This is a genomic window from Agromyces sp. LHK192 (assembly GCF_004006235.1).
Taxonomy (GTDB): Bacteria; Actinomycetota; Actinomycetes; order Actinomycetales; family Microbacteriaceae; genus Agromyces.
Genome location: NZ_CP034753.1, coordinates 1631039 through 1652886, shown reverse-complemented (window position 1 = coordinate 1652886; position 21848 = coordinate 1631039). Strand labels below are relative to the sequence as shown.

The window sequence follows — 21848 nt, the reverse complement described above, 5'->3', positions numbered from 1 at the left end:
CAGCATCGACGCATGACCCGGATGCACGCGATCGTCCCGCCCTACCTGCTCGCTCGCATCGCCGCCGTCGCCGACGGGCAGTACCCCGTCGCCGCCGACGCGGCGCGCCGATCGCTGCTCCGCGATGCCCCGCTGCGCGAGTGGCGGCTGAGCGGCGAGCTGCCGCCGTTCGCGCGCGACCACGCCGAACGCGATGGAGCCGACGTTGCCGACCGGCTGCCCTCCGTCCTGCCCGACGCGCCGTCGACGCCCGACCGGCGCATCTCCGACGCGCAGGGCCGCGAGACCCTGCCCGGCCGCCTCGTCCGCCGCGAGGGCCAGCCCGCCACGGGCGACGAAGCCGTCGACGAGGCCTACGACGGGCTCGGCGACACGCACCGCATGTTCGACCGGGTGTTCGGACGGGACTCGATCGACGGCGAGGGCATGCCGCTCGAGGCGACCGTGCACTTCGGCGACCGCTACGACAACGCGTTCTGGGACGGCGAGCGCATGGTGTTCGGCGACGGCGACGGCGAGATCTTCACGGGCTTCACCAACTCGATCAGCGTCATCGGGCACGAACTCGCGCACGGCGTCACCGAGCGCACCGCGAACCTGCGGTACCAGGGGCAGTCGGGCGCGCTCAACGAGCACGTGTCCGACGTGTTCGGGTCGCTCGTCGAGCAGTACACGCTCGGCCAGGATGCCGAGGCCGCGAGCTGGCTCGTCGGCGAGGGCATCTTCACCGACGCCGTCCAGGGCAGGGCCCTGCGCTCGATGCTGGAACCCGGCACCGCCTATGACGACGACGTGCTCGGCCGCGACCCGCAGCCCGCGCACATGGACGACTTCATCCAGACGCAGCAGGACAACGGCGGCGTGCACCTGAACTCGGGCATCCCGAATCGGGCGTTCGCGCTCGCGGCGACCGAGCTCGGCGGGTTCGCGTGGGAGCACGTCGGCCGGGTCTGGTACGACACGCTCACGTCGGGCCGCCTGTCTCAGGACGCCACGTTCGCCCAGTTCGCGGGCGAGACGGTGCGCGAGGCATCCGAACGGTTCGGTGCCGATTCGCGGGAGGCTGCTGCGGTCGCGCGCGGATGGGAGGCGGTGGGCGTCACGCCCGCCGGAACCTGACGATCACCGCCTTCGACACGGGCGTGTTGCTGCCGATCGCCGTGGATGCGAGCGGCACCAGCACGTTCGCCTCGGGGTAATACGCCGCGGCGCTCCCCCGTGCCGTCGGATACTCGACGAGGCGCTGGTCGTGCAGCACCCGGTCGGGCTCGCCCGGCCACTCGCTGATCACGTCGACCCGGTCGCCGTGCGCGAACCCGAGTGCGGCGAGGTCGTCGGGGTTCACGAACACCACGTCGCGGCCCTTCTTGATGCCGCGGTACCGGTCGTTGAGGCTGTAGATCGTCGTGTTGAACTGGTCGTGCGACCGAAGCGTCTGCAGGATCAGGCGCCCTTCGGGCACCTCGATCGCGTCGAACGCGTTCACGGTGAACCTCGCGCTGCCCGTCGCCGTCGCGAAGGTGCGCGAGTCACGGGGGCCGTTCGGCAGCACGAACCCGCCCGCCCGACGGACGTCGTCGTTGAAGGTCGCGAAGCCGGGTACGACACGGCTGATGTGGTCGCGGATCAGGTCGTAGTCCGCGGTCATGCCCTCCCAGTCGATGCCGTACCGGTCGCCGAGGGTCGCACGGGCGATGCCGGCGATGATCGCGACCTCGCTGCGGATCCCGTCGGCGACGGGCTTCACGGCGCCGTGGCTGCCGTGCACGGCGCAGACCGAGTCCTCGACCGAGACGAACTGCGGGCCCGACGCCTGCACGTCGACCTCGGTTCGCCCGAGTGCGGGCAGGATCAGGGCCTCCTCGCCCGTGACCACGTGCGAGCGGTTGAGCTTGGTCGACACCTGCACCGTCAGGCGCGTGCCGCGCATCGCGGCCTCCGCCGCGAGCGAGTCCGAGATGGCCCCGACGAAGTTGCCGCCCATCGAGACGAACACCTTCACGTCGCCGCGCTGCATGGCCCTGACCGAGTCGACCGCGTCCAATCCGTGCTTCCGCGGCGGTTCGAACGAGAACTCGCGGCCGAGCGCGTCCATGAACGGCTCGGGCATCTTCTCCCAGATGCCCATCGTGCGATCGCCCTGCACGTTGGAGTGGCCGCGGATCGGCGAGGCGCCCGCGCCCGGCTTGCCGATGTTGCCGCGCAGGAGCAGGAGGTTCACGATCTCCTTGATCGTGTCGACGCCCTTGCGCTGCTGGGTGAGGCCCATCGCCCAGGTGACGATGACCCGGTCCGCGGCGACGTACCGCGCGGCGAGGTCGTCGATCTCGTCGGCCGTGAGCCCGGTGGCACGCAGCACCTCCTGCTCGTCGAGGTCGTCCAGCCCTGCGGCGAACGCCTCGAAGCCGTCGGTGTGCCGGGCGATGAAATCACGGTCGAGCACGGCGCCAGGGGCATCCGACTCGGCCAGAAGGACCCGCTTCGAGACCGCCTGGAGCAACGCGAGGTCGCCGCCCGAGCGGATCTGCAGCAGCCGGTCGGCGATGGCGGTGCCCTTGCCGAGGAGGCCGCGCACCTTCTGCGGGTTCTTGTAGCGGACGAGCCCCGCCTCCGGGAGCGGGTTCACGGCGACGATGTGCCCGCCGTTGCGCTTCGTCTCCTCGAGGGCGGTCAGCATGCGCGGGTGGTTCGTCCCGGGGTTCTGGCCCATGACGATCACCAGGTCGGCCCTGCCGAAGTCGTCGTACGCGATCGTCGACTTGCCGATGCCGATCGTCTCGACGAGCGCGGTGCCGGTCGACTCGTGGCACATGTTCGAGCAGTCGGGCAGGTTGTTCGTGCCGAACGCCCGCACGAACAATTGGTAGAGGAACGCGGCCTCGTTCGAGGTGCGGCCGCTCGTGTAGAACGCCGCCTCGTCGGGACTGTCGAGGGAGTTCAGGTGCCGCGCGACGATGTCGAACGCACGGTCCCAGCTCACGGGCTCGTAGTGGTCGCTTCCGGCGGCCTTGAAGACCGGCTCGGTGAGCCGGCCCCGCTGGCCGAGCCAGTACTCGGTCGAGTCCTCCAGCGAGGTCAGGGAGCGCTCGGCCCAGAACGACCGGGGCACGGTGACCGGCGTCGCCTCCCACGTGACGGCCTTCGCGCCGTTCTCGCAGAACTCGAACGGGCTGCGGTGGCCGGGGTCGGGCCACGCGCAGCTCATGCAGTCGAAGCCCTCCTTCTGGTTGACGCCGAGCAGCACCTTCGCCGCGCGAGTCGGCCCCATGCCGCGCACGGCCAGGTCGAGCGACCGGACGACGGCCTCGGCGCCGACCGCCTCCCGCTTGGGCGCGCTGACCTCGAGGTCGGGGTACTCGGCGTGCTCCGGGATCTGCCGGCTCATGCGCGCGCCTCCGCTCCGCGACCGACGTCGGTCGCGGTCGTGGCCCGTTCCGCACCGCTTCGCACGCGTTCGTCCCCCGCGTAGACGACCATCGACGACCCGCGCACGAACCCGGCGAGCGTGAGCCCGACCTCCTCGGCCAGGTCGACCGCGAGCGACGAGGGCGCCGAGACGGAGGCCATCACCGGGATGCCGGCCATCGACGCCTTCTGTGCGAGCTCGAAGCCGGCGCGGCCCGACACGACGAGCACCGTGCCGGTGAGCGGGAACCGGCCGTGGCGCACCGCCCAGCCGATCACCTTGTCGACGGCGTTGTGCCGGCCGACGTCCTCGCGGACGACGAGCACCTCGTCGCGTCCGACGTCGACCAGGGCCGCGGCGTGCAGCCCGCCCGTGCGTTCGAACAGCGGCTGGGCCTCGCGCATGCGATCGGGCAGGGTGACCAGCCAACTCGCGTCGACCGCGACCGGGTCGTCGGCCACGGGGTGCGCGGATGCCTGACGCACCGCGTCGATGCTGTCCTTGCCGCACAGGCCGCAGGCGCTCGTCATGGTGAGCGCGTGCGTCGCCGAGGCCGGAAGCGGCCCCGCCCACGGCTCGAGCGCGACGTCGAGGACGTTGTAGCTGTTCGACGTGTCGCCACCGGATGCCCGGGCGCCGACCCCTGCACCGGCTTCCGCGCAGTGGATCGCGCCGCGCACCTCGTCACCGCGACGAACCACACCCTCCGACACGAGCAGGCCGATCGCGAGGTCGACGTCATGGCCCGGCGTGCGCATCGTCACCGCGAGGCGTTCACCGCCGACGCGGATCTCGAGAGGTTCCTCGACCGTGAGCTGATCCTCCCGGCGACCGGTCCGTTCGCCGAGCGTGTACCTGATGACGCGCCGTCGCGCCGTGAAGCGACCCATGCCGACCATCCTCCCACCGCGCTCCTCGGCGGAGGCATCCGCGCCCTGCACGCGAAGTCTGCACGCTCCGGCGGTACCATCGCGGGATGGACGTGATCGTCTCGAGGTCGGGCGGATTCGCCGGGCTCCTGCTGGTGTGGGAGATCGATCTCGACCAGCAACCCGACCGGGAGTCGTGGGAGGTCCTCATCCACGACATCCCGTGGGACGACGTGCCGCCCGCGCCCGCCGAACCCGACCGCTTCACCTACCGCATCCGGTGCACGCCGCACGAGGCGACGCTCGCCGAGCGGCAGGTCACGGGGCCGTGGCGGGAACTGGTCGACCGGGTTCGCGACGCGACGGAGCCGCGCCGCGCAGCGCCAGGATCACCCCGAGCGTGATCAGGCCCTGTGCGGCGAGGTACGTGCCCATCACCGTGAGGTCGTGCAGCGCGAAGTCGTAGCCCGGCAGGAACCGCCCGAGCGCCAGCACCGAGTCCGACACCACGAACAGGGCGCCGCCGATCGCGATCAGGCGCCCCCGGGCCGACGCGAACGCCGCCATCGCGCCCAGAACCAGGCCGTACGCGGCGACGGGCAGGAGCAGTACGCCGAGGTGCGGGCCGAGGATCGCCAGGAAGACCGCGAACCAGACCGCGTACGCGGCGAGGACGATCGGATGCGGCATCCGGCGCGCGTCGCGACCGGACGAAGTCGGCCCCCGGTCGCTCCGACCCAGCCGCACGAACAGCAGCAGGTAGGCGACGTGCGCGCTCAGGAAGCCCAGCAACCCGGCGACGAACCACACGTCGCCGCGGAAGGACAGCAGCACGTCGCCCACCCACGATGCACCGAGCGCCGCGAGCAGCAGCACGACCGGGGCATCCCGACGTGGGCGCAGCAGCACGACGGCGGCGAACGCGAGCAACGGCATGAGCGTCGCCTTCGTCGCGGTGATCGCCCATCCGGGCCCGGTGACGAGCAGCACCAGGTGCGACGCCGAGGCGATCAGGTAGGGCAGGAACGCGCGGAGGATGCGGTCGGTCACGTCGTCGTGGCCTTTCGTTCGGGTTCTCGCGGGGCTCGCTCCCGCCATCGTAGACGCAGGCGAGAACGTGGTGCTGTGCGGCGACCGCGGCGCTCAGCCGAACGTGAAGCAGAACGCCTCGACACCCTCGGCGAGGAACTCGATCGTCACGACCCGTTCGACGACCCTTCCGTGTTGTCGCACCAGTTGATACGTCGTCTGTGCTCGCACGGTACCGAACCCGGCCTCGTCGAGGTCGGTTCCGCGTGCTTCCGCTGCCGGCGCTCCGTCGAGGAGGACCCGGAACGGGATCGCGGCACCCCGCCGGGCCGGCCCCATGACGAGGTTGACGTCGCGGGCATGGAACGCGAACGAGATGCGGCCGCCGGCCTCGTGGAGCACGGCCGACTCGCCCGTCTGCGTCCACCTCCCGCGCAGGTCCCAGGTGTTCGCAGCGAGGCGCCGATCGCCCGGGTACCGATGCGGACGGTCGTACCGGTCGGCGTCCTCGGACACGAAGCCGCTGCTCTGCCGGTAGCCGAGGTAGGTCTCCGGCGAACGCAGCGTATGCCAGTCCGCCGACACCTCGAGGCCCGTCGGCTCGACCATCACCAGGTCGAGATCGAGATCGAGCCCATCGACGCCTGCTTCGAGGAGCAGACGCTGGATGGCCATCTCGGTCGCCGCGTATTCGCCCTCGCCGAAGTGGTGGTACCGCACCCGCCCCTCGGCATCGGCGAGATACACCGCGGGCCAGTAGTGGTTGGCGAACTCGTCCCAGATGCCGTACTCGCTGTCGATCGCCACCGGGTACTCCACGCCGAGCCGCGAGACCTCCGCGGTGATGTTGCGCAGGTCGCGCTCGAACTCGAATTCGGGGGTGTGCACGCCCACGACGACGAGCCCGGACTCGGCGTACTTCTCCTGCCAGGCCCGCAGGTAGGGCAGGGTCCGCAGCCAGTTGACGCACGTGTACGTCCAGAAGTCGACGAGGACGACCCGCCCGCGCAGCGCCTCCGCGGTCAGCGGCTCGGTACCGAGCCAGTCCGTCGCTCGCGCGAACGACGGCAATCGGCCCTCGTCGGGAAGGGCCCCTGGTCCACCGGGACGGCGGTGGGCCAGGGTACGGAAGATCTTCGATCCCTGCTCAGCCGACATCGGACCGCTCCCCCAGGTGTTCAGGGGCCACGTACCCGTAACCCCACATGAACGGATAGAAGGACGCCGCGTCGTTCGGCGAGGTCGCCCAGCCGACAGCGGGTCCCGACAACAGGCTATGCCTCGCGAGCGCCGAGACGAAGGCCCACCAGGCGGAGGGCCTCGTCGATCGGCCGAGTCCTGCGACCAGTAGGTCGAGCTGCCTCGTCGTGAGTCGTTCGAAGGCCTCGACCTCTGCCGACGTGATGGCGCCGGTGACGATTCGCTCCAGCCCCGATCGTTCGTAGCGTGCGACCGCGCGACGATCGTGCGGCGTCACGCCGTTCATCGGCTCATCCGGTCGACGTCGATGATCGCCTGCGCGAACGCGTGCGGCGCCTCCTGGGGCAGGTTGTGGCCGACTCCCCCGGTGATGACCCGGTGCTCGTAGCGGCCGGTGAACTTCGCCGCGTACGCGGCGGCATCCGGATGCGGCGCCCCGTTCGCGTCGCCCTCGAGCGTGATGGTCGGCACCGGGATCGTGGGCGCCTGCGCGAGCCGCGCCTCGGTCTCGTCGTACCGTGGATCGCCCTCGGCAAGGCCGAGCCGCCAGCGGTAGTTGTGGATCACGATGTCGACGTGGTCGGGGTTGTCGAACGCAACGGCACTCTGCTCGAATGTCGCGTCGTCGAACGCCCATTGCGGCGAAGCGATGCGCCAGATCAGCTTCGCGAAGTCGCGCCGGAACCGGTCGTACCCCGCTCGTCCCCGCTCGGTCGCGAAGTAGAACTGGTACCACCACTGCAGTTCCGAGTCCGGTGGCAACGGATTCGCCCCGGCGGCCTGGCTGCCGATCAGGTACCCGCTGACCGACACCAACCCGATGCTGCGGTCGGGGTGCAGGGCGGCGACGATGTCGGCGGTGCGCGCTCCCCAGTCGAACCCGGCGACGATCGCGCGATCCACGCCGAGCGCGTCGAGGAACGCGATCGCGTCGGCCGCGAGGGCGGACTGCTGGGCGTTGCGCATGGCGTCCGGGTCGCGGAACGAGGTCTGCCCGTGCCCGCGCAGGTACGGTACCAGCACCCGATACCCCGCATCCGCGAGCCTGGGGACGACATCCTCGAAGCTGCGGATGTCGTACGGCCAGCCGTGCAGGAGCAGCACCGTCGTGCCGCCAACCGGACCCGCATCGACATACGCGATGTGCAGTTCAGCCGTGTCGACCGACCGGAGCGGGCCGAGGCCGCCGGCCCCGTTCGGGGCCGGCGGGGTCGGGATGGTCTCCATGGCTTCGTCCCCGATCATCGCAGCGACCGGAAGGCGGCCCGCATCTCCTGGGAGAACAGCTCGGGCTGCTCCCAGGCGGCGAAGTGCCCGCCGCGGTCGAGGCGGTTGAAGTGGATCAGGTTCGGGTACGCCTGCGCCGCCCACGTGCGCGGCGCCGCGTAGATCTCGTCCGGGAACGCGCTGACCGCGACCGGGATCCGCACGCCCTTCGGCGCGAAGAAGGCGAGCTTCGACTCCCAGTAGAGCCTGGCCGACGACACCGCGGTGTTCGTGAACCAGTACAGCGAGACGTTGTCGAGGATGTCGTCGGTCGTGAGCCCTTCCGATGCTCCGGCGAACACCCGCGCGATCAGGTCGTAGCTGCGCGCGTCGTGGTCGAGCATCCACGCGGCCAGTCCGATCGGCGAATCGGCCAGTCCGTAGAGGGTCTGCGGCCGGTTGCCCATCTCCTGCGCGTACGCGAGTCCGTGCGCGTAGAAGGTCGCGAGCTGGTCCCACGCTCCACGCTCCTCGGCCGTCAGATCCTCAGGCGCGGACTCGCCGTTCGCCAGGGCGGTCTGGATGTCGTCGGGGACGGTGGCGGCCATGTTGGTGTGGATGCCGATCAGCCCGTCCGGCTCCAGCAGCGCCATCTGCTCGGTCACCGCATTGCCCCAGTCGCCGCCCTGGGCGACGTACCGGTCGTAGCCGAGTCGGCGCATGAGCTCGATCCACGCCTTCGCGATCCGGATCGGGTCCCAGCCGACGGTGTCGGGCTTCCCCGAGAATCCGTGCCCGGGAAGCGACGGGATGACGAGGTGGAAGGCGTCGGATGCCTCGCCCCCGTGCGCCGTCGGATCGGTCAGCGGCCCGATGATCTTCATCTGCTCGATGACCGAGCCCGGCCACCCGTGCGTGACGATCATGGGCAGGGCATCGGCGTGCGGTGAGCGGACGTGGATGAAGTGGATGTCGACCCCGTCGATCGTCGTGACGAACTGGGGGTAGGCGTTGAGCCGCGACTCGACGTTGCGCCAGTCGTAGCCGTTCGCCCAGCGGTCGGCCAGTTCGCGCACGACGTCGAGCTGGACCCCCTGCGACGCGTCGTCCACGGTCTCGCGCTCGGGCCAGCGCGTGGCTCGCACGCGACCCAGCAGCTCGTCGACGTCGGCCTGCGTGATGTCGACGCGGAACGGGCGGATCGACTCGTCGAGATCCGTTTGGATCCCGGTCGATGCCTCGGTGATGGTCATGATGGACTCCTGTTTCCTTCGTGGTGCGGTTGATTCGCCGCACCACGAATCTCCTCCGTGCGCCGGACTCGCGCGTCAGGGAGACTCGCCGTTCCGGGTGATGTCCGAACCACGGGATGGCGGAAACCCCTCAACGCCCAGGAGCGGCTATCGCAGACCGTGGCGAAGGGCGAATGCAGTCGCCTCGCTGCGCCGCGCGACGCCGATCTTCCGGTACAGGCTGGTGATGTGCCGCTCGACCGTGCGATCGCTGAGCCACATCAGCCCGGCGATCTCGCGATTGCTGAGGCCCTGGGCGAGCAGACCGAGCACTTCGAACTCTCGCCGCGAGAGGTCGGGCGCTTCCACCGAGAGGTCGGGCGCCTCCACCGAGCGGTCGGACGCGCCCGCCGAGCGGTGGGCGGTACCGCGCAGGTCCGAGGCGGGGTCGGTGCCGCGCTGGCCTCCGATGTCGGGGGCGCTCGCGTCGTGGCGATCTGAATCACCGAGCCCGAGGCCGCCGATCAGCCGCACGGCCTGCTGCGCCGAGCCCCCGATCGCCTCGAGCGCAGGGCCGAGTCCCGCCACGAGTTCGGCGAGCTGCCGCTCGCGCCGCTGCAGTTCGGCCTCTGCGACGACGGCCCGTTCGCGCTCGCGGGCGAGCCGCCGAGCCGTGTGGATGGCGATCGCCGCCTGACCCACGGCGACACGGAGCAGGTGCGCCTCGGTCGGCGACGGGAAGTCCGCATCCGCGGAGGTGACGACCACGGAGCCTCGCTCCCAGGGCAGCGCGAGCGAGAGCCGTGCGACGCGCAGCGCTCCTGCCGGAGTCGCCGCATCGCGGGCGATCAGGCCGGGTGCAGCGTCGACTTCGTCCATCGTGGATCGGACGATTGCGGCGGGGGCGGGACCCGGCGGCCGCCACGCCTCGACCGCGTCGCCGTCGTCGCCCTGGAACCGGGCGTACGCATCGTGGAGCCCGAGCATGCCGACGAGGACGCCCAACAGGCCCGAGGCGATCTCGGAGGGTTCGTGGTCGATCCAGAGCGAGGGCAACGCGAGCAGCGCGCCGAGATCGCGCATCCACCGCTCCCGGTCGATTCCCGCATCGCCGCCGCCGGGCCCCGAGGCTCCACCTGCAGCGACGGCGTCCATATCGTTCCCGGCTCAGCCTGCGCGGCGGGCGGATCGACCGGCGAGGAAATCGGCCGGCGGCACGAAGAATGGATTCTCCTGCAGCATCCCGCCGACGAGCACCATGGGATGGGTGCGGAGGATGTCGATGACGAACGACCCGTCGAAGCGGCTGGTGTCGTAGCAGCAGATGACGACGTGCGGATGCTCCGCGTGGATGAAGTTCGCCTTCGCCTCGAAATCGATGAGATCCTCCGCGATCTCCGGCCGATCCGCGGCCCACCCCATGTCGCAGACCATCCGCGTCCGGGGCGACGGCCGGCGTACCAGCATCCGGTCGAGGAGCTCGAGCATCGTGGCCTCTTCGAATGCGCCGCCGCTGAGATAGGTCTCGGTCCACGTGCGTACCTCGCACCGGTGGTCGACGAGGAGGGTGCCGGCGTCATAGCCGAGATGCCGCAACCGGTTCACGGGTGCAGCCGAGTCGGCCGGGGCGACGATGCACAGGAGCCGGTCGCCGCCGTCGATCGTCTCGCGGATGAACGGGTCGAAGACGAGGTCGTCGGCGACCGGGCCGTCGAGGAAGGCGCAGACGTGCCGGTAGCGGTCGAGCCGCCCGCCGGCGAACATCACCGGATCCGTGCCGGAAACGTCGTCGGTCATGTTCGACTCCAGGGATCAGCGCCGCCGGATCCGCCCGCTCGAGCCCGGATCCGCTCGGCGGGCGATGGCAGTCAGCGTGCTGCAGAACCAACCGGTCTGTCAAGGGCGCCGGCGCTGACCGGGACCGGCCCCCGGGACGACGAAGGGCCGCCGGTCACCCGGCGGCCCTGCGATGGTTCGAGCGGTCTCAGCTGACGCCGAGCAGGTCGATCACGAAGATCAGGGTCTGGCCCGAGAGGCGGTGCCCGCCACCCGCAGGGCCGTACGCCTTCTCCGGCGGCACGGTGAGCTTGCGGCGCCCGCCGACCTTCATGCCGGGGATGCCCTCCTGCCAGCCGGCGATGAGCGCCCCCAGCGGGAAGTTGATGGACTGGCCGCGGCTCCACGAGGAGTCGAACTCCTCACCGGAGTCGTACTCGACGCCGAGGTAGTGCACGTCGACCGTGGCACCGGGCGTCGCCTCGGCGCCGTCGCCCACGACGATGTCCTCGATGACGAGTTCGACGGGAGCGGGTCCGACGGGTGCGTCGACCTCGGGCTTGCTGTTCGTATCGGTCATGCGTTCCATCCAATCGGATGCCTCGCGCCGGTGTCCATCCGAGCGGCCCCGTGTCCGCCCGTGGCGTACTCGACCGGACGGATGTCCATACTTCGCTTGCGCTCGGGGCAGTCCCCGTTGCACGCTGGAAGCCACGAACCCGTCGCCCTCGCGAAGTGTCGGCAGTGCCACACTCCGGGGCGACGGGTTTCGTATGCCCGGGTTTCGTATGCTCGGCGACGGTTCAACCGGCGGCAGGCTCCCCGGGCATGAGGCTCGAGCGGATCAGGAAGCGCACCCCCTCCGGCGCCTCGACCGAGAAGCCGCTTCCGCGTCCGGGCACGACGTCCACCGCGAGGTAGGTGTGCCGCCAGTAGGCGAACTGCTCGGCCGACATCCAGAACGGCACGATGCGGGGCGTCCCGTCGGGCTCGGGGTCGAGCTCGAGTTCGCCGAGGAGCACGTCGGCCTCGCTCGTGATGAAGTCGCCCGCCGGATAGCACATCGGACTCGAGCCGTCGCAGCACCCGCCGGACTGGTGGAACATGAGCGGCCCGTGCTTCGCCCACAATCGGTCGAGCAGGGCCGCCGCCGCGGGTGTCAGTTCCACCCGCGGCGACGTGTCCCCCGCCACCGTGATCGAGGCGATCACGCGCCCTCGTCCGTCGCTCCCCAGCGACTCGATGCTCATCGCGGCATCCGGATCAGAAGAACCCGAGCGGGTTCTCGCTGTAGCTGACCAGCAGGTTCTTGGTCTGCTGGTAGTGGTCGAGCGCGGCCTTGTTGTTCTCGCGCCCGATGCCGCTCGACTTGTACCCGCCGAAGGCGGCTCCGGCCGGATAGGCGTGGTAGTTGTTCACCCAGACCCGACCGGCCTGGATGTCGCGGCCCGCCCGGTACGCCTCGTTGCCGTTGCGGCTCCACACGCCGGCGCCGAGGCCGTAGAGCGTGTCGTTGGCGATCGCGATCGCGTCGTCGTAGTCCTCGAAGCTGGTCACGGCGACGACCGGGCCGAAGATCTCCTCCTGGAACAGGCGCATCCGGTTCTGGCCCTCGAAGATCGTCGGCGCGACGTAGTAGCCGTCGGACAGGTCGCCGCCGAGGTCGACGCGTTCACCGCCGAGCAGCAGCTTCGCGCCCTCCTGCCTGCCGATGTCGATGTAGCTGAGGATCTTCTCGAGCTGGTCGTTCGACGCCTGCGCGCCCACCTGCGTCTCGGTGTCGAGCGGGTTGCCCTGCCGCGCGAGCTTGGTGCGCTCGATCGCGTCGTCGAGGAACGAGTCGTAGATGGACTTCTGGATGAGCGAGCGGCTCGGGCAGGTGCACACCTCGCCCTGGTTGAACGCGAACAGGCTGAAGCCCTCGAGCGCCTTGTCGTAGAACGTGTCGCGGCGGTCGGCGACCGACTCGAAGACGATATTGGGGCTCTTCCCGCCGAGCTCGACCGTGGTCGGGATGATGTTCGCCGACGCGTACTGCAGGATCAGCCGGCCCGTCGTCGTCTCTCCGGTGAACGCGATCTTGCGGATGCGGTTCGAGGAGGCGAGCGGCTTGCCGGCCTCGACGCCGAACCCGTTGACGACGTTCACGACCCCCGGAGGGAGCAGGTCGGCGATGAGCTCGATCAGGACGAGGATCGAGGTCGGCGTCTGCTCGGCGGGCTTGAGCACGACCGCGTTGCCCGCGGCGAGCGCGGGCGCGAGCTTCCAGACGGCCATGAGCAGCGGGAAGTTCCACGGGATGATCTGGCCGACCACGCCGAGCGGCTCGTGGAAGTGGTACGCGACCGTGTCGTTGTCGAGCTGCGTGAAGCTGCCCTCCTGCGCACGGATCAGGCTCGCGAAGTACCGGAAGTGGTCGCTCGCGAGCGGGAGGTCGGCGTTCAGCGGCTCCCGGATCGACTTGCCGTTGTCCCAGGTCTCCGCGACCGCGAGGAGCTCGAGGTTCTGGTCGATGCGGTCGGCGATCGCATTGAGGACCCGGGCGCGCTCCGTCGTGGACGTGCGCCCCCACGCCGGCGCGGCCTTGTGCGCGGCGTCGAGCGCGGCTTCGATGTCGGCCGCGGTCCCCCTGGCCACCTCGGTGAACGGCTTGCCGTTCACCGGGGAGATGTTCTCGAAGTAGGCGCCCTCCTTGGGCTTCACCCACTCGCCGCCGATGAAGTGCTCGTACCTGGGCTTGAACTCGATGAGAGCGCCGGCGGTGCCTGGCGCGGCGTACACGGTCATCGTGCGCCTCCTTGACGACGTTGTCGGATGCTCCGCGCGGGATCCCGGCGGTGTCGTCACGGTATGCGGCCCGCCGTTGCAATGCCGTTGCCCGAGGTTGCAGGTGCGTTGCATCGCGACGCGTGCGGTTCGTGGCGGGCGCGGTTCGAGGCGGCGTGCTCGACGGGGGAAGGGTGCGAGTCGCCCCGGGAGCGTGCCGGCCGAGTATCGGCGCCTGCGTCAGCCGATCGCGCGGTCGATGCGATCCAGGTGGGCGACGACCGCGGCGCGCTTGGGCGACCTCGGCGCGAGCAGTGCGAGCGCCGCCCGCCACACCTCGGCGTCGAGCACGGCCTCGTCGCGCTCGGCGTAGGCGAGCAGGACGTCGACCGAGGCATCCGACAGCATCGACTCGCGCACCCGGCCGGCGATCTCGTCACGCAGCTCCACGATGCCCGGGGCGGTCGAGGCAGGCAGCAGCGGGCCGCCGTAGGCGGCCAGGGCCCGACGATGGGCGCCGCGGCCGAGGAGCCGCACGACCTCGGCCGCGTCGAGGTCGAGCGGCCGGCCGAGCCGGTACGGGCGGGATCCGATCGGCGGCTCGCCGACGGCTTCGAGCGCGCGGCGCAGGCGAACCATCTCGGCGCGCAGGGTGACCGCGGACGCCTCGCCGCCGTACACGAGGTCGGCGAGTCGTTCGGCGCCGAGTCCTCGGGGATGCCAGGCGAGCAGCGTGAGGATCTCCGCGTGACGGCCGCTGAGCTCCGAGCCGCCGAGCGCGGGACGCCCCTCGCCGAGCACGCGGAGGCGCAGGGATTCGGGAGCGGAAGCGGAACCGAGCGGCGATCGAGCCGGGGCCGCGGAGCCGCCCGACGCGCCCGCCCGCGATCGTCGGACCGTCGACCTGATCTCGCGCTGGAGGCCGGCCACTCGGAGTTCCGCCTCGACGGCCGCCACCGTGGCCGTGACCAGCGAGAGCGTGTGCGGCGCGACGGCGTGCTCGGTGCCGGTGATGTCGATCACGCCGAGGACCCGTCCGGTCTCGGGGTCGTGGACGGGGGCCGCCGTGCAGCTCCACGGATGGACGATCCGGTTGAAGTGCTCGGCGCCGCGGATCTGCACCGGGCGGTCGAGCTCGAGCGCCGTGCCGGGCGCGCTCGTGCCCACGCGCGCCTCCGACCAGTCGGCGCCTGGGACGAAGAGCATGTCCTCCGCGCGCCGGCGCAGGCCTCGGTCGCCCTCGACCCAGAGCAGCCGGCCGGTCGCATCGCCGACGGCGACGATGAGCCCGGCGTCGTCCTCGACCAGGAGCCGGCGGATGACCGGCAGCACGCCGGCGAGCGCGTGCGACGACCGGTAGCGTTCGAACTCGTCCTCGTCGGCGTCGAGGCTCGGCAGGGCACGGTCCGGGTCGATGGCCCCGCGGATCGCACGTTCCCATGACGCGCGGACGACCGGCCTGAGCGTGGGCGGCACGCTCCCGGTGGCGATCGCGTCGGCCTGCGCAATCAGCAGGCGATCGCGTATGGCGTGCGCGTCCGCCGTGAGCGCGTCGGGATCGAACGCCGGTTGCATCGGGCTCCCATCGCCGTCGAAGGGGTTCCGGCAAGCATAATTCGCGCTCGGCCGGATCGGCACCCGGATGTCAGCCCGACATCAACGCCGCTCGGTCGGCGGTGATCCGGGTGAGCAGCGCGCCCTCGTCGTGCACGCGGCGGACGTCGCCGCGCCCGGTGAGCACCGCCTGCCGGTCGAACGCGAGGTGCGTGGCGTCGCTGATGAGGCGGCGCATGGTCGCGGTGCGTGCGGGTCTGCGCTGCTCGGCCCATCGGATCGCAGCGCGGCGACCGGCCGGCGAGGCGAGCATGTCGACCTCGGCGGGTGCGAACCAGCCCGCCGCGGCATACTCGGCGAGCCTGGCGCGCGTGATCGCGACCTCGCGCCGGCGCAGGAGCACGGTCGCGACGATCGCACCGGCGAAGAGCGGGACCTGCACGGTCACGTAGAGCCCGATCGCGTCGGCCCCGAAGCCGAGCGACCCGTTCCACAGTGCGTGGAGCGCGACCGCGCAGGCGAGGCCCAGGAGGAACCACCCGATCACCGCCGCTCCCCCGCCGCGCCGTGCGGCGATGCCGAGCGCGAGGCCCGTGCACGCCGTGAACAGCACGTGGGCGAACGGCGAGAAGATCGCGCGCACGACGAACGTGGCGCCCAGTTGCTCGGCACCGCCCTCGGCGAGCGCACCGCCGAAGTAGAGGATGTTCTCGGTGAACGCGAATCCCGCGGCGACAGTGGCGCCGTAGACGAGCCCGTCGACCGGCCCGTCGAAGTGGGTGCGGGAGAACAGGAACACGAGGAGCACGCCGAGCCCCTTCGCGGTCTCCTCGACGAGCGGTGCCTGCACGACGGTCTGCGCCCAGAGGTCGGGGGTGCCGCCGGGCATCGAATACGCCGCGGCCAGCTGCACGCCCAGGTCGACGATGAGGGCGATGGCGACCGAGACCGCGGCACCCCAGATGAGCGCGAACCAGAGCGCCCACCGCGGCTCCGGCTCCCAGCGGTCGACCCACCGGATCGCGAGGAGCACCACGGTGAGGGGCAGGAGCGCGAGCAGGGTGCCGACGGCGAACGTCGGCACGCCGAGGCCCGCGATGAGGTACGCGAGCACGAGCAGGCCCACGACCCCGCCGACCACGAGCCCGATGATGCCGAAGACGAGGCCGCCCGACCTCGGCTTCGGGGTGCGTGCGACCCACGGCGAGGGCGTCGGATTCGGGCCGGGGTTGTGCTGCGGGTGCGGCGCGTACGGATGGGTCACAGCGAGACCCTATCGACTCGTCGCCGTCACCGGACAGCAGGGCTCGGCAGTACCGCCGGCAGCTGCCCTAGCGGCCGGCGCCCGGCGCCGGTTCGAACATGGATGCCGGGTTCAGGATGCCGGCCGGGTCGAACACGGCCTTGATCGCGCGCTGGAGCTCCCACTGGTCGTCGCCGAGTTCGTCGCGCAGCCATCGGCGCTTGAGCACGCCGACGCCGTGCTCGCCGGTCAACGTGCCGCCGAGGGCGACGCCCGCGCGGAACAGCTCGTCGGCGGCGGCCCAGATGTGCTCGGGCACCTCCGGTTCGCCGGGCGCCGGCTCGTCGAACACGAAGTTCGGGTGCAGGTTGCCGTCGCCGGCGTGGCAGATCACGGGGATCTCGACGCCGTGGCGGGCGCCGATCTCGGCGATCGCACGGAACATCTCGGGCAGCTTCGACCGCGGGACCGCGACGTCCTCGATCAGCACGCGTCCTCGTGCGGCGAGGGCCGGATGCATCGCGCGGCGGATCTCGAGCAGCCGTTCGCCGGTCGCGGCATCCGTCGACCTCGTGACCCGACCGCCCGCGGATGCGAGGATCGCGCTGATCGCCGCCGCCTCGTCGGCCGCGCCCGACCCGTCGGTCTGCGCGAGGAGGAACGCCTCGCCGGGGGCGAGCCGCTCGAGCGGGGTGCCCGCGAGCTGCGCCGCGCCGAGGTGCTCGGCGACGCGCGCGAGCCCGACGGCGTCGAGGAGTTCGAGGATGGCCGGGCGGATGCGCGCGGCCGTCACGGCGGCGGATGCCTCGGCGGCCGCGGTCACGTCGGCGAACACGGCCGCGACGGTGACCGGCTCGCCGAGCGGCACCGGCTGCACACGCACGGTCGCCTCGACGATCACGCCGAGGGTGCCCTCGGAGCCCGTCATGAGTGCGGTGAGGTCGTAGCCGGTGACCCCCTTGACCGTGCGGTGGCCGGTGCGGATGAGGCGGCCGTCGGCGAGCACGACCGCGAGGCCGAGCACCGCCTCGCGGGTCACGCCGTACTTCGCACAGAGCAGCCCGCCGGCGTTCGTCGCGATGTTGCCGCCGATCGACGAGATCGCCCGGCTGGCGGGGTCGGGCGCGAACCACAGTCCGAGCGGGGCGAGCGCGTCGTTGAGGTCGCCGTTGATGACGCCCGGTTCGACGACGGCGAGCTCGTTCTGCTCGTCGATCTCGAGGATGCGGTTCATGCGCGACACGTCGAGCACGATCGCCCCGTCGCTCGCCACGGCTCCGCCGGCGAGTCCGGTGCCGGCGCCGCGCGGCACCACCGGCGTGCCGGTCGCGGTCGCGATGCGCATGGTCGCCTGCACGTCGGCGACGGATGCCGCGTGCACGACCGCGACGGGCGTCGCCGGGCTGATGAGCCCCGAACGGTCCTCGCGGACCGCCTGGAGCACGGCGGCCTCGGTCGAGACGGCATCACCCAACTCGTCGACGAGCCTGGCGAGGAGGGATTCGGTGCGATCGGGCATGCGCTCCAGCCTATGTCGGTCGAGTGATGTCCGATTTCCGCTGGTGCGACCCGGTGTCGGGTGTCAGGCTGGCCGCATGGCAATCGCATCGCGAGACCCCCTCGCGGACCCCGTCTTCGCCCGGCGCTACCGCGCGATGCAGGCCCGCGACGCGCGGTTCGACGGGCAGTTCATCACCGGGGTGCACTCCACCGGCATCTACTGCCGACCGAGCTGTCCGGCCGTCTCGCCCAAGCCCGGAAACGTCACGTTCTACCTGACCTCGGCCGCGGCCCACGAGGCCGGACTGCGGGCGTGCAAGCGGTGCCTCCCCGACGCCGTCCCGGGCTCGCCCGAGTGGGACCTGCGCGACGACCTCGCCGCCCGGGCGATGCGGCTCATCGCCGACGGCGTCGTCGAGCGCGAGGGGGTGCCGGGCCTCGCGGCCCGTCTGGGCTACACGCCTCGCCACCTCACCAGGGTGCTGTCGGCCGAGCTCGGCGCCGGCCCGCTCGCGCTCGCCCGCGCGCACCGCGCCCAGGTCGCCCGCACGCTGCTCGTATCGACCGACCTGCCCGCCGCGGACATCGCATTCGCGTCGGGATTCGGCAGCATCCGCCAGTTCAACGACACCGTGCGTGCTGTCTACGAGCGCAGCCCGCTCGAACTGCGCGCGGCGGCGCGGCGATCCGGCCGGCCGCTGCCCACCGCCGCCGCACCCGCGGCCGACGCCGGCACGGTCCGCCTCCGCCTGCCGGCCCGCGAGCCGTTCGACGCCGCCGGGGTGTTCGCCTGGCTCGCGGCCCGCGCACTCGACGGCGTCGAGATCGCGCACGGCAGCCACTACGAGCGGGTCGTGCGACTGCCCGGCGGCCCGGCCCATCTGAAGATCGACGCCGGCGACGACGGGGCATCCGTCGAGATCGAGGCGACCCTCGCCTCGCTCGCCGACCTGCCGCCGCTCGTCGCGCGCGTCCGTCGCCTGTTCGACCTGGATGCCGACGCGCTCGCCATCGACGCCGCATTGTCGGCCGACCCCGCCCTCGCCGGCTCGGTCGACGCGACGCCCGGCATGCGACTGCCGGGCGCCATCGCGCCCCACGAACTGCTCGTCCGCGCCCTCGTCGGGCAGCAGGTCTCCGTCGCGTCGGCGCGCACGTCGCTCGCGCGGCTCACTGCGGAGCTCGGCGATCCGGTGCGGTTCTCGGGAGCCGGCTGGCGGCTGTTCCCGACGTCGGAGGCGATCGCCGTCGAAGGCGAGCGGGTGCTCCGGGGCCCGGCCTCGCGCATCCGCACCATCGTCGACATCGCGCGGCGGCTGAGCGCCGGCGACCTGGTCGTCGCCGCCGAGGTCGGGCGCGAACAGCTGACGGCGGACCTGCTCGAGATCCCGGGCATCGGCCCATGGACGGCCGGGTACGTCGCCATGCGCGTGACCCGGGCGCCCGACGTGCTGCTCACGAGCGATCTCGCGCTGCGCCAGGGCGCCGACCGACTCGGGCTGCCGAGCGCGGCACGCGATCTCGCCGAACGCGGCGCACGATGGGCCCCGTGGCGCAGCTACGCCTCGATGCACCTGTGGCGCGCGGCCGCGACCTCGCGCTGACGGAGAGCGGCAATCCGCGACGACGTTCGCACGCCGTGGCCGTCGGCCGGCGATTGTCGCCGCCGTGGAGCGTTCTGCACGATTCGTTGTACGTCGGGGCAGATCTGGCGCGAGATTCTCCCGATAGCCTGAAACGGTGAAATTCGCGCACCTCAGAGTCGAAGGACAGTCCGTACCCAGACTCGCGACGGTGCTCGGCGACACCGCACTCTTCCTCGACGACGTGCTGCAGGAGGCTCCGCGCGACCTCCAGGACCTCATCGACGGCGGCGATGCCGCGCTCGACCGGGTGCGCGAAGCCGTGGACACGGCCGTCACCGAAGGACGCGAGACCGTACCCGTCGCGGATCTGCGTCACTCCTCCGCCGTGCTCCGTCCGCCGCAGGTGCTCGCGATCGGCGCGAACTACGCCGCCCACGCCAGCGAGCTGAAGCTGCGCTCCGAGACCGCGATGACCATCTTCTCGCTCTGGCCGAACTCGCTCACCGGGCACGGGCAGACCACCACCTGGCCGGGCGACCTGTGCACCCAGGTCGACTACGAGGCCGAACTGGGCGTGATCATCGGCAAGCCCTCGCGCGCCGTGCACGAGCGCGACGCGCTCGATCGGGTGTGGGGCTACACGGTCGTCAACGACATCACCGCGCGCGACATCCAGTTCAGCGAGGCGCAGTGGTCGCGCTGCAAGTCGTTCGACGGCTTCACCCCGACCGGTCCCGTCGTCGTCACCGCCGACGAGATCCCCGACCCGCAGGACCTGTGGCTGACGACGAACCTCGACGGCCGCATCCTCCAGGACGCCTCGACGAACGAGATGGTGCGCGGGGTCGCCGAGATCATCTCCTACCTGTCGCGGTCGGCGACGATCCCGGCGGGCACGCTCATCTCGACCGGCAGCCCGGGCGGCGCCGGCTACTCCCGCAACCCGCAGGTGTTCCTGCAGGACGGCGCGACGGTGACCGTCACCATCGCCGGCATCGGCTCGCTGACGACGCACTGCCGCGTCATCTGACGAACGCCTGCACCTCCGCTCGCGTGAGGTCGCCGAGGGTCGTCGCGAGGAATGCGCCGGCGCGGTCGAGCAGGACCTCGGCCGCCGGCGATGAGCCGACCGAGGTCTGCACGTTGTGCGGAGCCCCGGCCTCGACCTCGAGCACGATGTCGACGCCGTCGTGGGCGGCGCGGGCGGCCAGCCGTACCGCGTCGTCGAGGAGCAGCTCCCGGCCGCCGACCTGCACCAGCATCGGCGGGAGCCCGGTGAGATCGGCGAGCGCCGGGCTCGCGAGCGGAGCGCGCGCTCGCACGTCGCGGTCCGGCCCCGGCAGGTACCGCTCGGCGTACCAGGTCAGGTCCGCCGGGGTGAACAGCGGATCGTCGCCGTCGCGCGATTCGATCGACGGGCCGCTGAGCGTGAGATCGACCCACGGCGAGAACACGGCGACCCCGGCCGGCACGGGCATGCCGGCGTCGCGCGCCGCGAGGAGCATCGCGATGGCGAGCCCGCCGCCTGCAGAATCGCCCGCGACGACGATCCGATCCGCGGGCGCGCGATCGAGCAGGTCGCGGTACGCCGCGAGGGTGTCGTCGACCGCTGCGGGGAACGGATCCTCCGGCGCGAGCCGATAGTCGAGGGAGTACGCCGTCGCCCCGGTCCTCGCCGCGAGTGCACCGGCGACCCCCGCGCCCGTCTCGGCGGATCCGATGACGAACCCGCCGCCGTGGAGGTAGAGCAGGGCTCCCCCGGCCGGGTGCCCGTCCCGGGCCGCGGCGGTCAGCTGCAGCGCAGGTCGCCCGCCGAGCTCGACGCGCTCGCAGGCGACGCCGGCCGGCGCGGGCGCCGCGCCGGCCGCGAACGCCTCGCGCATCTGCCCGACCGTCGCGTCGGGCCCGAACCTCGCGGCCGCGTAGGCCTCGGAGATGCGGTCGTACTCGGCGCGTGACACGCGACCCCTGGACCCGTAGATTGATTCCATGGAATCAATCTACGAGCGGGATGCATTCCCGTCAACCTGCTTTCTAGGAATGCAGATTGGATGACCTCGACCGCTTCTTCACCCTCGTGCGCGTCGAGACCGCATGGTTCGAAGGACTCGACGAGCATCTCTTCCGCGAGACCGGGCTCCGCCTGGCCGCCTTCGACCTGATCCGGACGATCCGTGAGACCGACGGATGCCGCGTCCAGGACATCGTGCATGAGATCGGCATCACCGTCGGCGCCGTGAGCAAGGCCGTCGACCGCCTCGAACGCTCGGGATGGGTCGAACGACGACGGCATCCGACCGACCGACGATCATCCGTCATCGTGCTCACCCCCGCGGGCACCGAACAGTTCGAACGAGCGCTCCCCCTCGTCGAGCGCGAGATCGCGAACCGGTTCTCCGCGCTCGGAACCGCGCGCACCGAAGCGCTCGTCGACGCCCTGCGCGCACTCCGCGACGGGCTCGAGGCATCCGATTGACGGGG

General features: G+C 71.5%; 21 protein-coding genes. 5 read left to right on the top strand and 16 right to left on the bottom strand.

Annotated elements, in window-relative coordinates; all coding sequences use genetic code 11:
* The first annotated feature begins 12 nt into the window (after positions 1-12).
* The gene (locus tag ELQ40_RS07315) at positions 13-1119 is read left to right on the top strand and encodes a M4 family metallopeptidase (protein WP_370296731.1); all 1107 of its coding nucleotides are present in this window, start codon (positions 13-15) and stop codon (positions 1117-1119) included.
* On the opposite strand, the gene ELQ40_RS07310 is transcribed toward ELQ40_RS07315, so the two are convergent.
* Positions 1100-3385 carry an FdhF/YdeP family oxidoreductase gene (locus tag ELQ40_RS07310; protein WP_127793096.1) on the bottom strand — a complete coding sequence of 762 codons (2286 nt, stop codon included), beginning with the start codon at positions 3383-3385 and terminating at the stop codon, positions 1100-1102. The genes ELQ40_RS07315 and ELQ40_RS07310 overlap by 20 nt on opposite strands.
* Positions 3382-4296, bottom strand: a complete 915-nt coding sequence (gene fdhD, locus ELQ40_RS07305) for a formate dehydrogenase accessory sulfurtransferase FdhD (RefSeq protein ID WP_127793095.1) — start codon at positions 4294-4296, stop codon at positions 3382-3384. The genes ELQ40_RS07310 and fdhD overlap by 4 nt, the downstream gene beginning before the upstream one ends.
* Positions 4297-4382: 86 nt before the next feature.
* On the opposite strand from fdhD, the gene ELQ40_RS07300 reads away from it, so the two are divergent.
* Positions 4383-4679 (top strand): protealysin inhibitor emfourin, encoded by a 297-nt coding sequence (locus ELQ40_RS07300; RefSeq protein WP_127793094.1) that lies wholly within the window; start codon positions 4383-4385, stop codon positions 4677-4679.
* Here the strand turns inward: ELQ40_RS07300 and ELQ40_RS07295 are convergent.
* From ELQ40_RS07295 to ELQ40_RS07235, 13 genes are all read right to left on the bottom strand, one after another.
* Positions 4594-5325 (bottom strand): lysoplasmalogenase, encoded by a 732-nt coding sequence (locus ELQ40_RS07295; RefSeq protein ID WP_240665989.1) that lies wholly within the window; start codon positions 5323-5325, stop codon positions 4594-4596. The genes ELQ40_RS07300 and ELQ40_RS07295 overlap by 86 nt on opposite strands.
* A 93-nt stretch (positions 5326-5418) precedes the next feature.
* On the bottom strand, positions 5419-6462 hold the full coding sequence (locus tag ELQ40_RS07290) for a redoxin family protein (RefSeq protein WP_127793092.1): 1044 nt from the start codon (positions 6460-6462) through the stop codon (positions 5419-5421).
* Complete coding sequence (locus ELQ40_RS07285) at positions 6452-6790, bottom strand: hypothetical protein (RefSeq protein ID WP_127793091.1); 339 nt, start codon at positions 6788-6790, stop codon at positions 6452-6454. Before ELQ40_RS07285 ends, ELQ40_RS07290 begins: the two co-directional genes overlap by 11 nt.
* A complete protein-coding gene (locus tag ELQ40_RS07280) occupies positions 6787-7731 on the bottom strand; it encodes an alpha/beta fold hydrolase (RefSeq protein ID WP_205649450.1) in 945 nt (314 codons plus the stop codon). The genes ELQ40_RS07285 and ELQ40_RS07280 overlap by 4 nt, the downstream gene beginning before the upstream one ends.
* Before the next feature lie 14 nt (positions 7732-7745).
* Positions 7746-8963: an epoxide hydrolase family protein gene (locus tag ELQ40_RS07275; protein ID WP_127793089.1), complete on the bottom strand. Its 1218-nt coding sequence runs from the start codon at positions 8961-8963 to the stop codon at positions 7746-7748.
* 147 nt (positions 8964-9110) lie between these two features.
* Positions 9111-10025, bottom strand: a complete 915-nt coding sequence (locus ELQ40_RS07270; protein WP_127793088.1) for a helix-turn-helix transcriptional regulator — start codon at positions 10023-10025, stop codon at positions 9111-9113.
* Positions 10026-10109: 84 nt separating this feature from the next.
* The gene (locus ELQ40_RS07265) at positions 10110-10739 is read right to left on the bottom strand and encodes an MEDS domain-containing protein (RefSeq protein WP_127793087.1); all 630 of its coding nucleotides are present in this window, start codon (positions 10737-10739) and stop codon (positions 10110-10112) included.
* A 187-nt stretch (positions 10740-10926) separates the two neighbouring features.
* Entirely contained in the window at positions 10927-11298 is a 372-nt protein-coding gene (locus ELQ40_RS07260; protein WP_127793086.1) for an FKBP-type peptidyl-prolyl cis-trans isomerase, read from the bottom strand.
* 223 nt (positions 11299-11521) lie between these two features.
* On the bottom strand, positions 11522-11968 hold the full coding sequence (locus ELQ40_RS07255; protein ID WP_127793085.1) for a DUF779 domain-containing protein: 447 nt from the start codon (positions 11966-11968) through the stop codon (positions 11522-11524).
* A 13-nt stretch (positions 11969-11981) separates the two neighbouring features.
* Entirely contained in the window at positions 11982-13505 is a 1524-nt protein-coding gene (locus tag ELQ40_RS07250; protein ID WP_127793084.1) for an aldehyde dehydrogenase family protein, read from the bottom strand.
* A gap of 219 nt (positions 13506-13724) precedes the next feature.
* Complete coding sequence (locus ELQ40_RS07245) at positions 13725-15059, bottom strand: helix-turn-helix domain-containing protein (protein ID WP_127793083.1); 1335 nt, start codon at positions 15057-15059, stop codon at positions 13725-13727.
* 70 nt (positions 15060-15129) lie between these two features.
* On the bottom strand, positions 15130-16302 hold the full coding sequence (locus ELQ40_RS07240) for a PrsW family intramembrane metalloprotease (protein WP_127793082.1): 1173 nt from the start codon (positions 16300-16302) through the stop codon (positions 15130-15132).
* A gap of 67 nt (positions 16303-16369) precedes the next feature.
* Positions 16370-17800, bottom strand: coding sequence for an FAD-binding oxidoreductase (locus ELQ40_RS07235; RefSeq protein ID WP_127793081.1), 1431 nt, complete (start codon positions 17798-17800; stop codon positions 16370-16372).
* 76 nt (positions 17801-17876) lie between these two features.
* On the opposite strand from ELQ40_RS07235, the gene ELQ40_RS07230 reads away from it, so the two are divergent.
* Together ELQ40_RS07230 and ELQ40_RS07225 are read left to right on the top strand one after the other, a co-directional pair.
* Entirely contained in the window at positions 17877-19385 is a 1509-nt protein-coding gene (locus ELQ40_RS07230; protein WP_127793080.1) for an AlkA N-terminal domain-containing protein, read from the top strand.
* A gap of 136 nt (positions 19386-19521) precedes the next feature.
* A complete protein-coding gene (locus ELQ40_RS07225) occupies positions 19522-20397 on the top strand; it encodes a fumarylacetoacetate hydrolase family protein (RefSeq protein ID WP_127793079.1) in 876 nt (291 codons plus the stop codon).
* Here ELQ40_RS07225 and ELQ40_RS07220 read toward each other — a convergent pair.
* Positions 20390-21358, bottom strand: a complete 969-nt coding sequence (locus tag ELQ40_RS07220) for an alpha/beta hydrolase (protein ID WP_127793078.1) — start codon at positions 21356-21358, stop codon at positions 20390-20392. The genes ELQ40_RS07225 and ELQ40_RS07220 overlap by 8 nt on opposite strands.
* Positions 21359-21414: 56 nt before the next feature.
* On the opposite strand from ELQ40_RS07220, the gene ELQ40_RS07215 reads away from it, so the two are divergent.
* The gene (locus tag ELQ40_RS07215) at positions 21415-21843 is read left to right on the top strand and encodes a MarR family winged helix-turn-helix transcriptional regulator (RefSeq protein ID WP_127793077.1); all 429 of its coding nucleotides are present in this window, start codon (positions 21415-21417) and stop codon (positions 21841-21843) included.
* The last annotated feature ends 5 nt before the right edge of the window (positions 21844-21848 follow it).

Excerpts from the sequence above, each read along its gene's own strand:
- ELQ40_RS07255 (WP_127793085.1), bottom strand. The coding sequence starts at position 11,968 with ATGAGCATCGAGTCGCTGGGGAGCGACGGACGAGGGCGCGTGATCGCC.
- ELQ40_RS07250 (WP_127793084.1), bottom strand. The coding sequence starts at position 13,505 with ATGACCGTGTACGCCGCGCCAGGCACCGCCGGCGCTCTCATCGAGTTC.
- ELQ40_RS07270 (WP_127793088.1), bottom strand. The coding sequence starts at position 10,025 with ATGCGCGATCTCGGCGCGCTGCTCGCGTTGCCCTCGCTCTGGATCGAC.
- ELQ40_RS07280 (WP_205649450.1), bottom strand. The coding sequence starts at position 7,731 with ATGGAGACCATCCCGACCCCGCCGGCCCCGAACGGGGCCGGCGGCCTC.
- ELQ40_RS07260 (WP_127793086.1), bottom strand. The coding sequence starts at position 11,298 with ATGACCGATACGAACAGCAAGCCCGAGGTCGACGCACCCGTCGGACCC.
- ELQ40_RS07290 (WP_127793092.1), bottom strand. The coding sequence starts at position 6,462 with ATGTCGGCTGAGCAGGGATCGAAGATCTTCCGTACCCTGGCCCACCGC.
- ELQ40_RS07275 (WP_127793089.1), bottom strand. The coding sequence starts at position 8,963 with ATGACCATCACCGAGGCATCGACCGGGATCCAAACGGATCTCGACGAG.
- fdhD (WP_127793095.1), bottom strand. The coding sequence starts at position 4,296 with ATGGGTCGCTTCACGGCGCGACGGCGCGTCATCAGGTACACGCTCGGC.
- ELQ40_RS07230 (WP_127793080.1), top strand. The coding sequence starts at position 17,877 with ATGGCAATCGCATCGCGAGACCCCCTCGCGGACCCCGTCTTCGCCCGG.
- ELQ40_RS07235 (WP_127793081.1), bottom strand. The coding sequence starts at position 17,800 with ATGCCCGATCGCACCGAATCCCTCCTCGCCAGGCTCGTCGACGAGTTG.
- ELQ40_RS07245 (WP_127793083.1), bottom strand. The coding sequence starts at position 15,059 with ATGCAACCGGCGTTCGATCCCGACGCGCTCACGGCGGACGCGCACGCC.
- ELQ40_RS07310 (WP_127793096.1), bottom strand. The coding sequence starts at position 3,385 with ATGAGCCGGCAGATCCCGGAGCACGCCGAGTACCCCGACCTCGAGGTC.
- ELQ40_RS07315 (WP_370296731.1), top strand. The coding sequence starts at position 13 with ATGACCCGGATGCACGCGATCGTCCCGCCCTACCTGCTCGCTCGCATC.
- ELQ40_RS07220 (WP_127793078.1), bottom strand. The coding sequence starts at position 21,358 with ATGGAATCAATCTACGGGTCCAGGGGTCGCGTGTCACGCGCCGAGTAC.
- ELQ40_RS07300 (WP_127793094.1), top strand. The coding sequence starts at position 4,383 with ATGGACGTGATCGTCTCGAGGTCGGGCGGATTCGCCGGGCTCCTGCTG.
- ELQ40_RS07285 (WP_127793091.1), bottom strand. The coding sequence starts at position 6,790 with ATGAACGGCGTGACGCCGCACGATCGTCGCGCGGTCGCACGCTACGAA.
- ELQ40_RS07265 (WP_127793087.1), bottom strand. The coding sequence starts at position 10,739 with ATGACCGACGACGTTTCCGGCACGGATCCGGTGATGTTCGCCGGCGGG.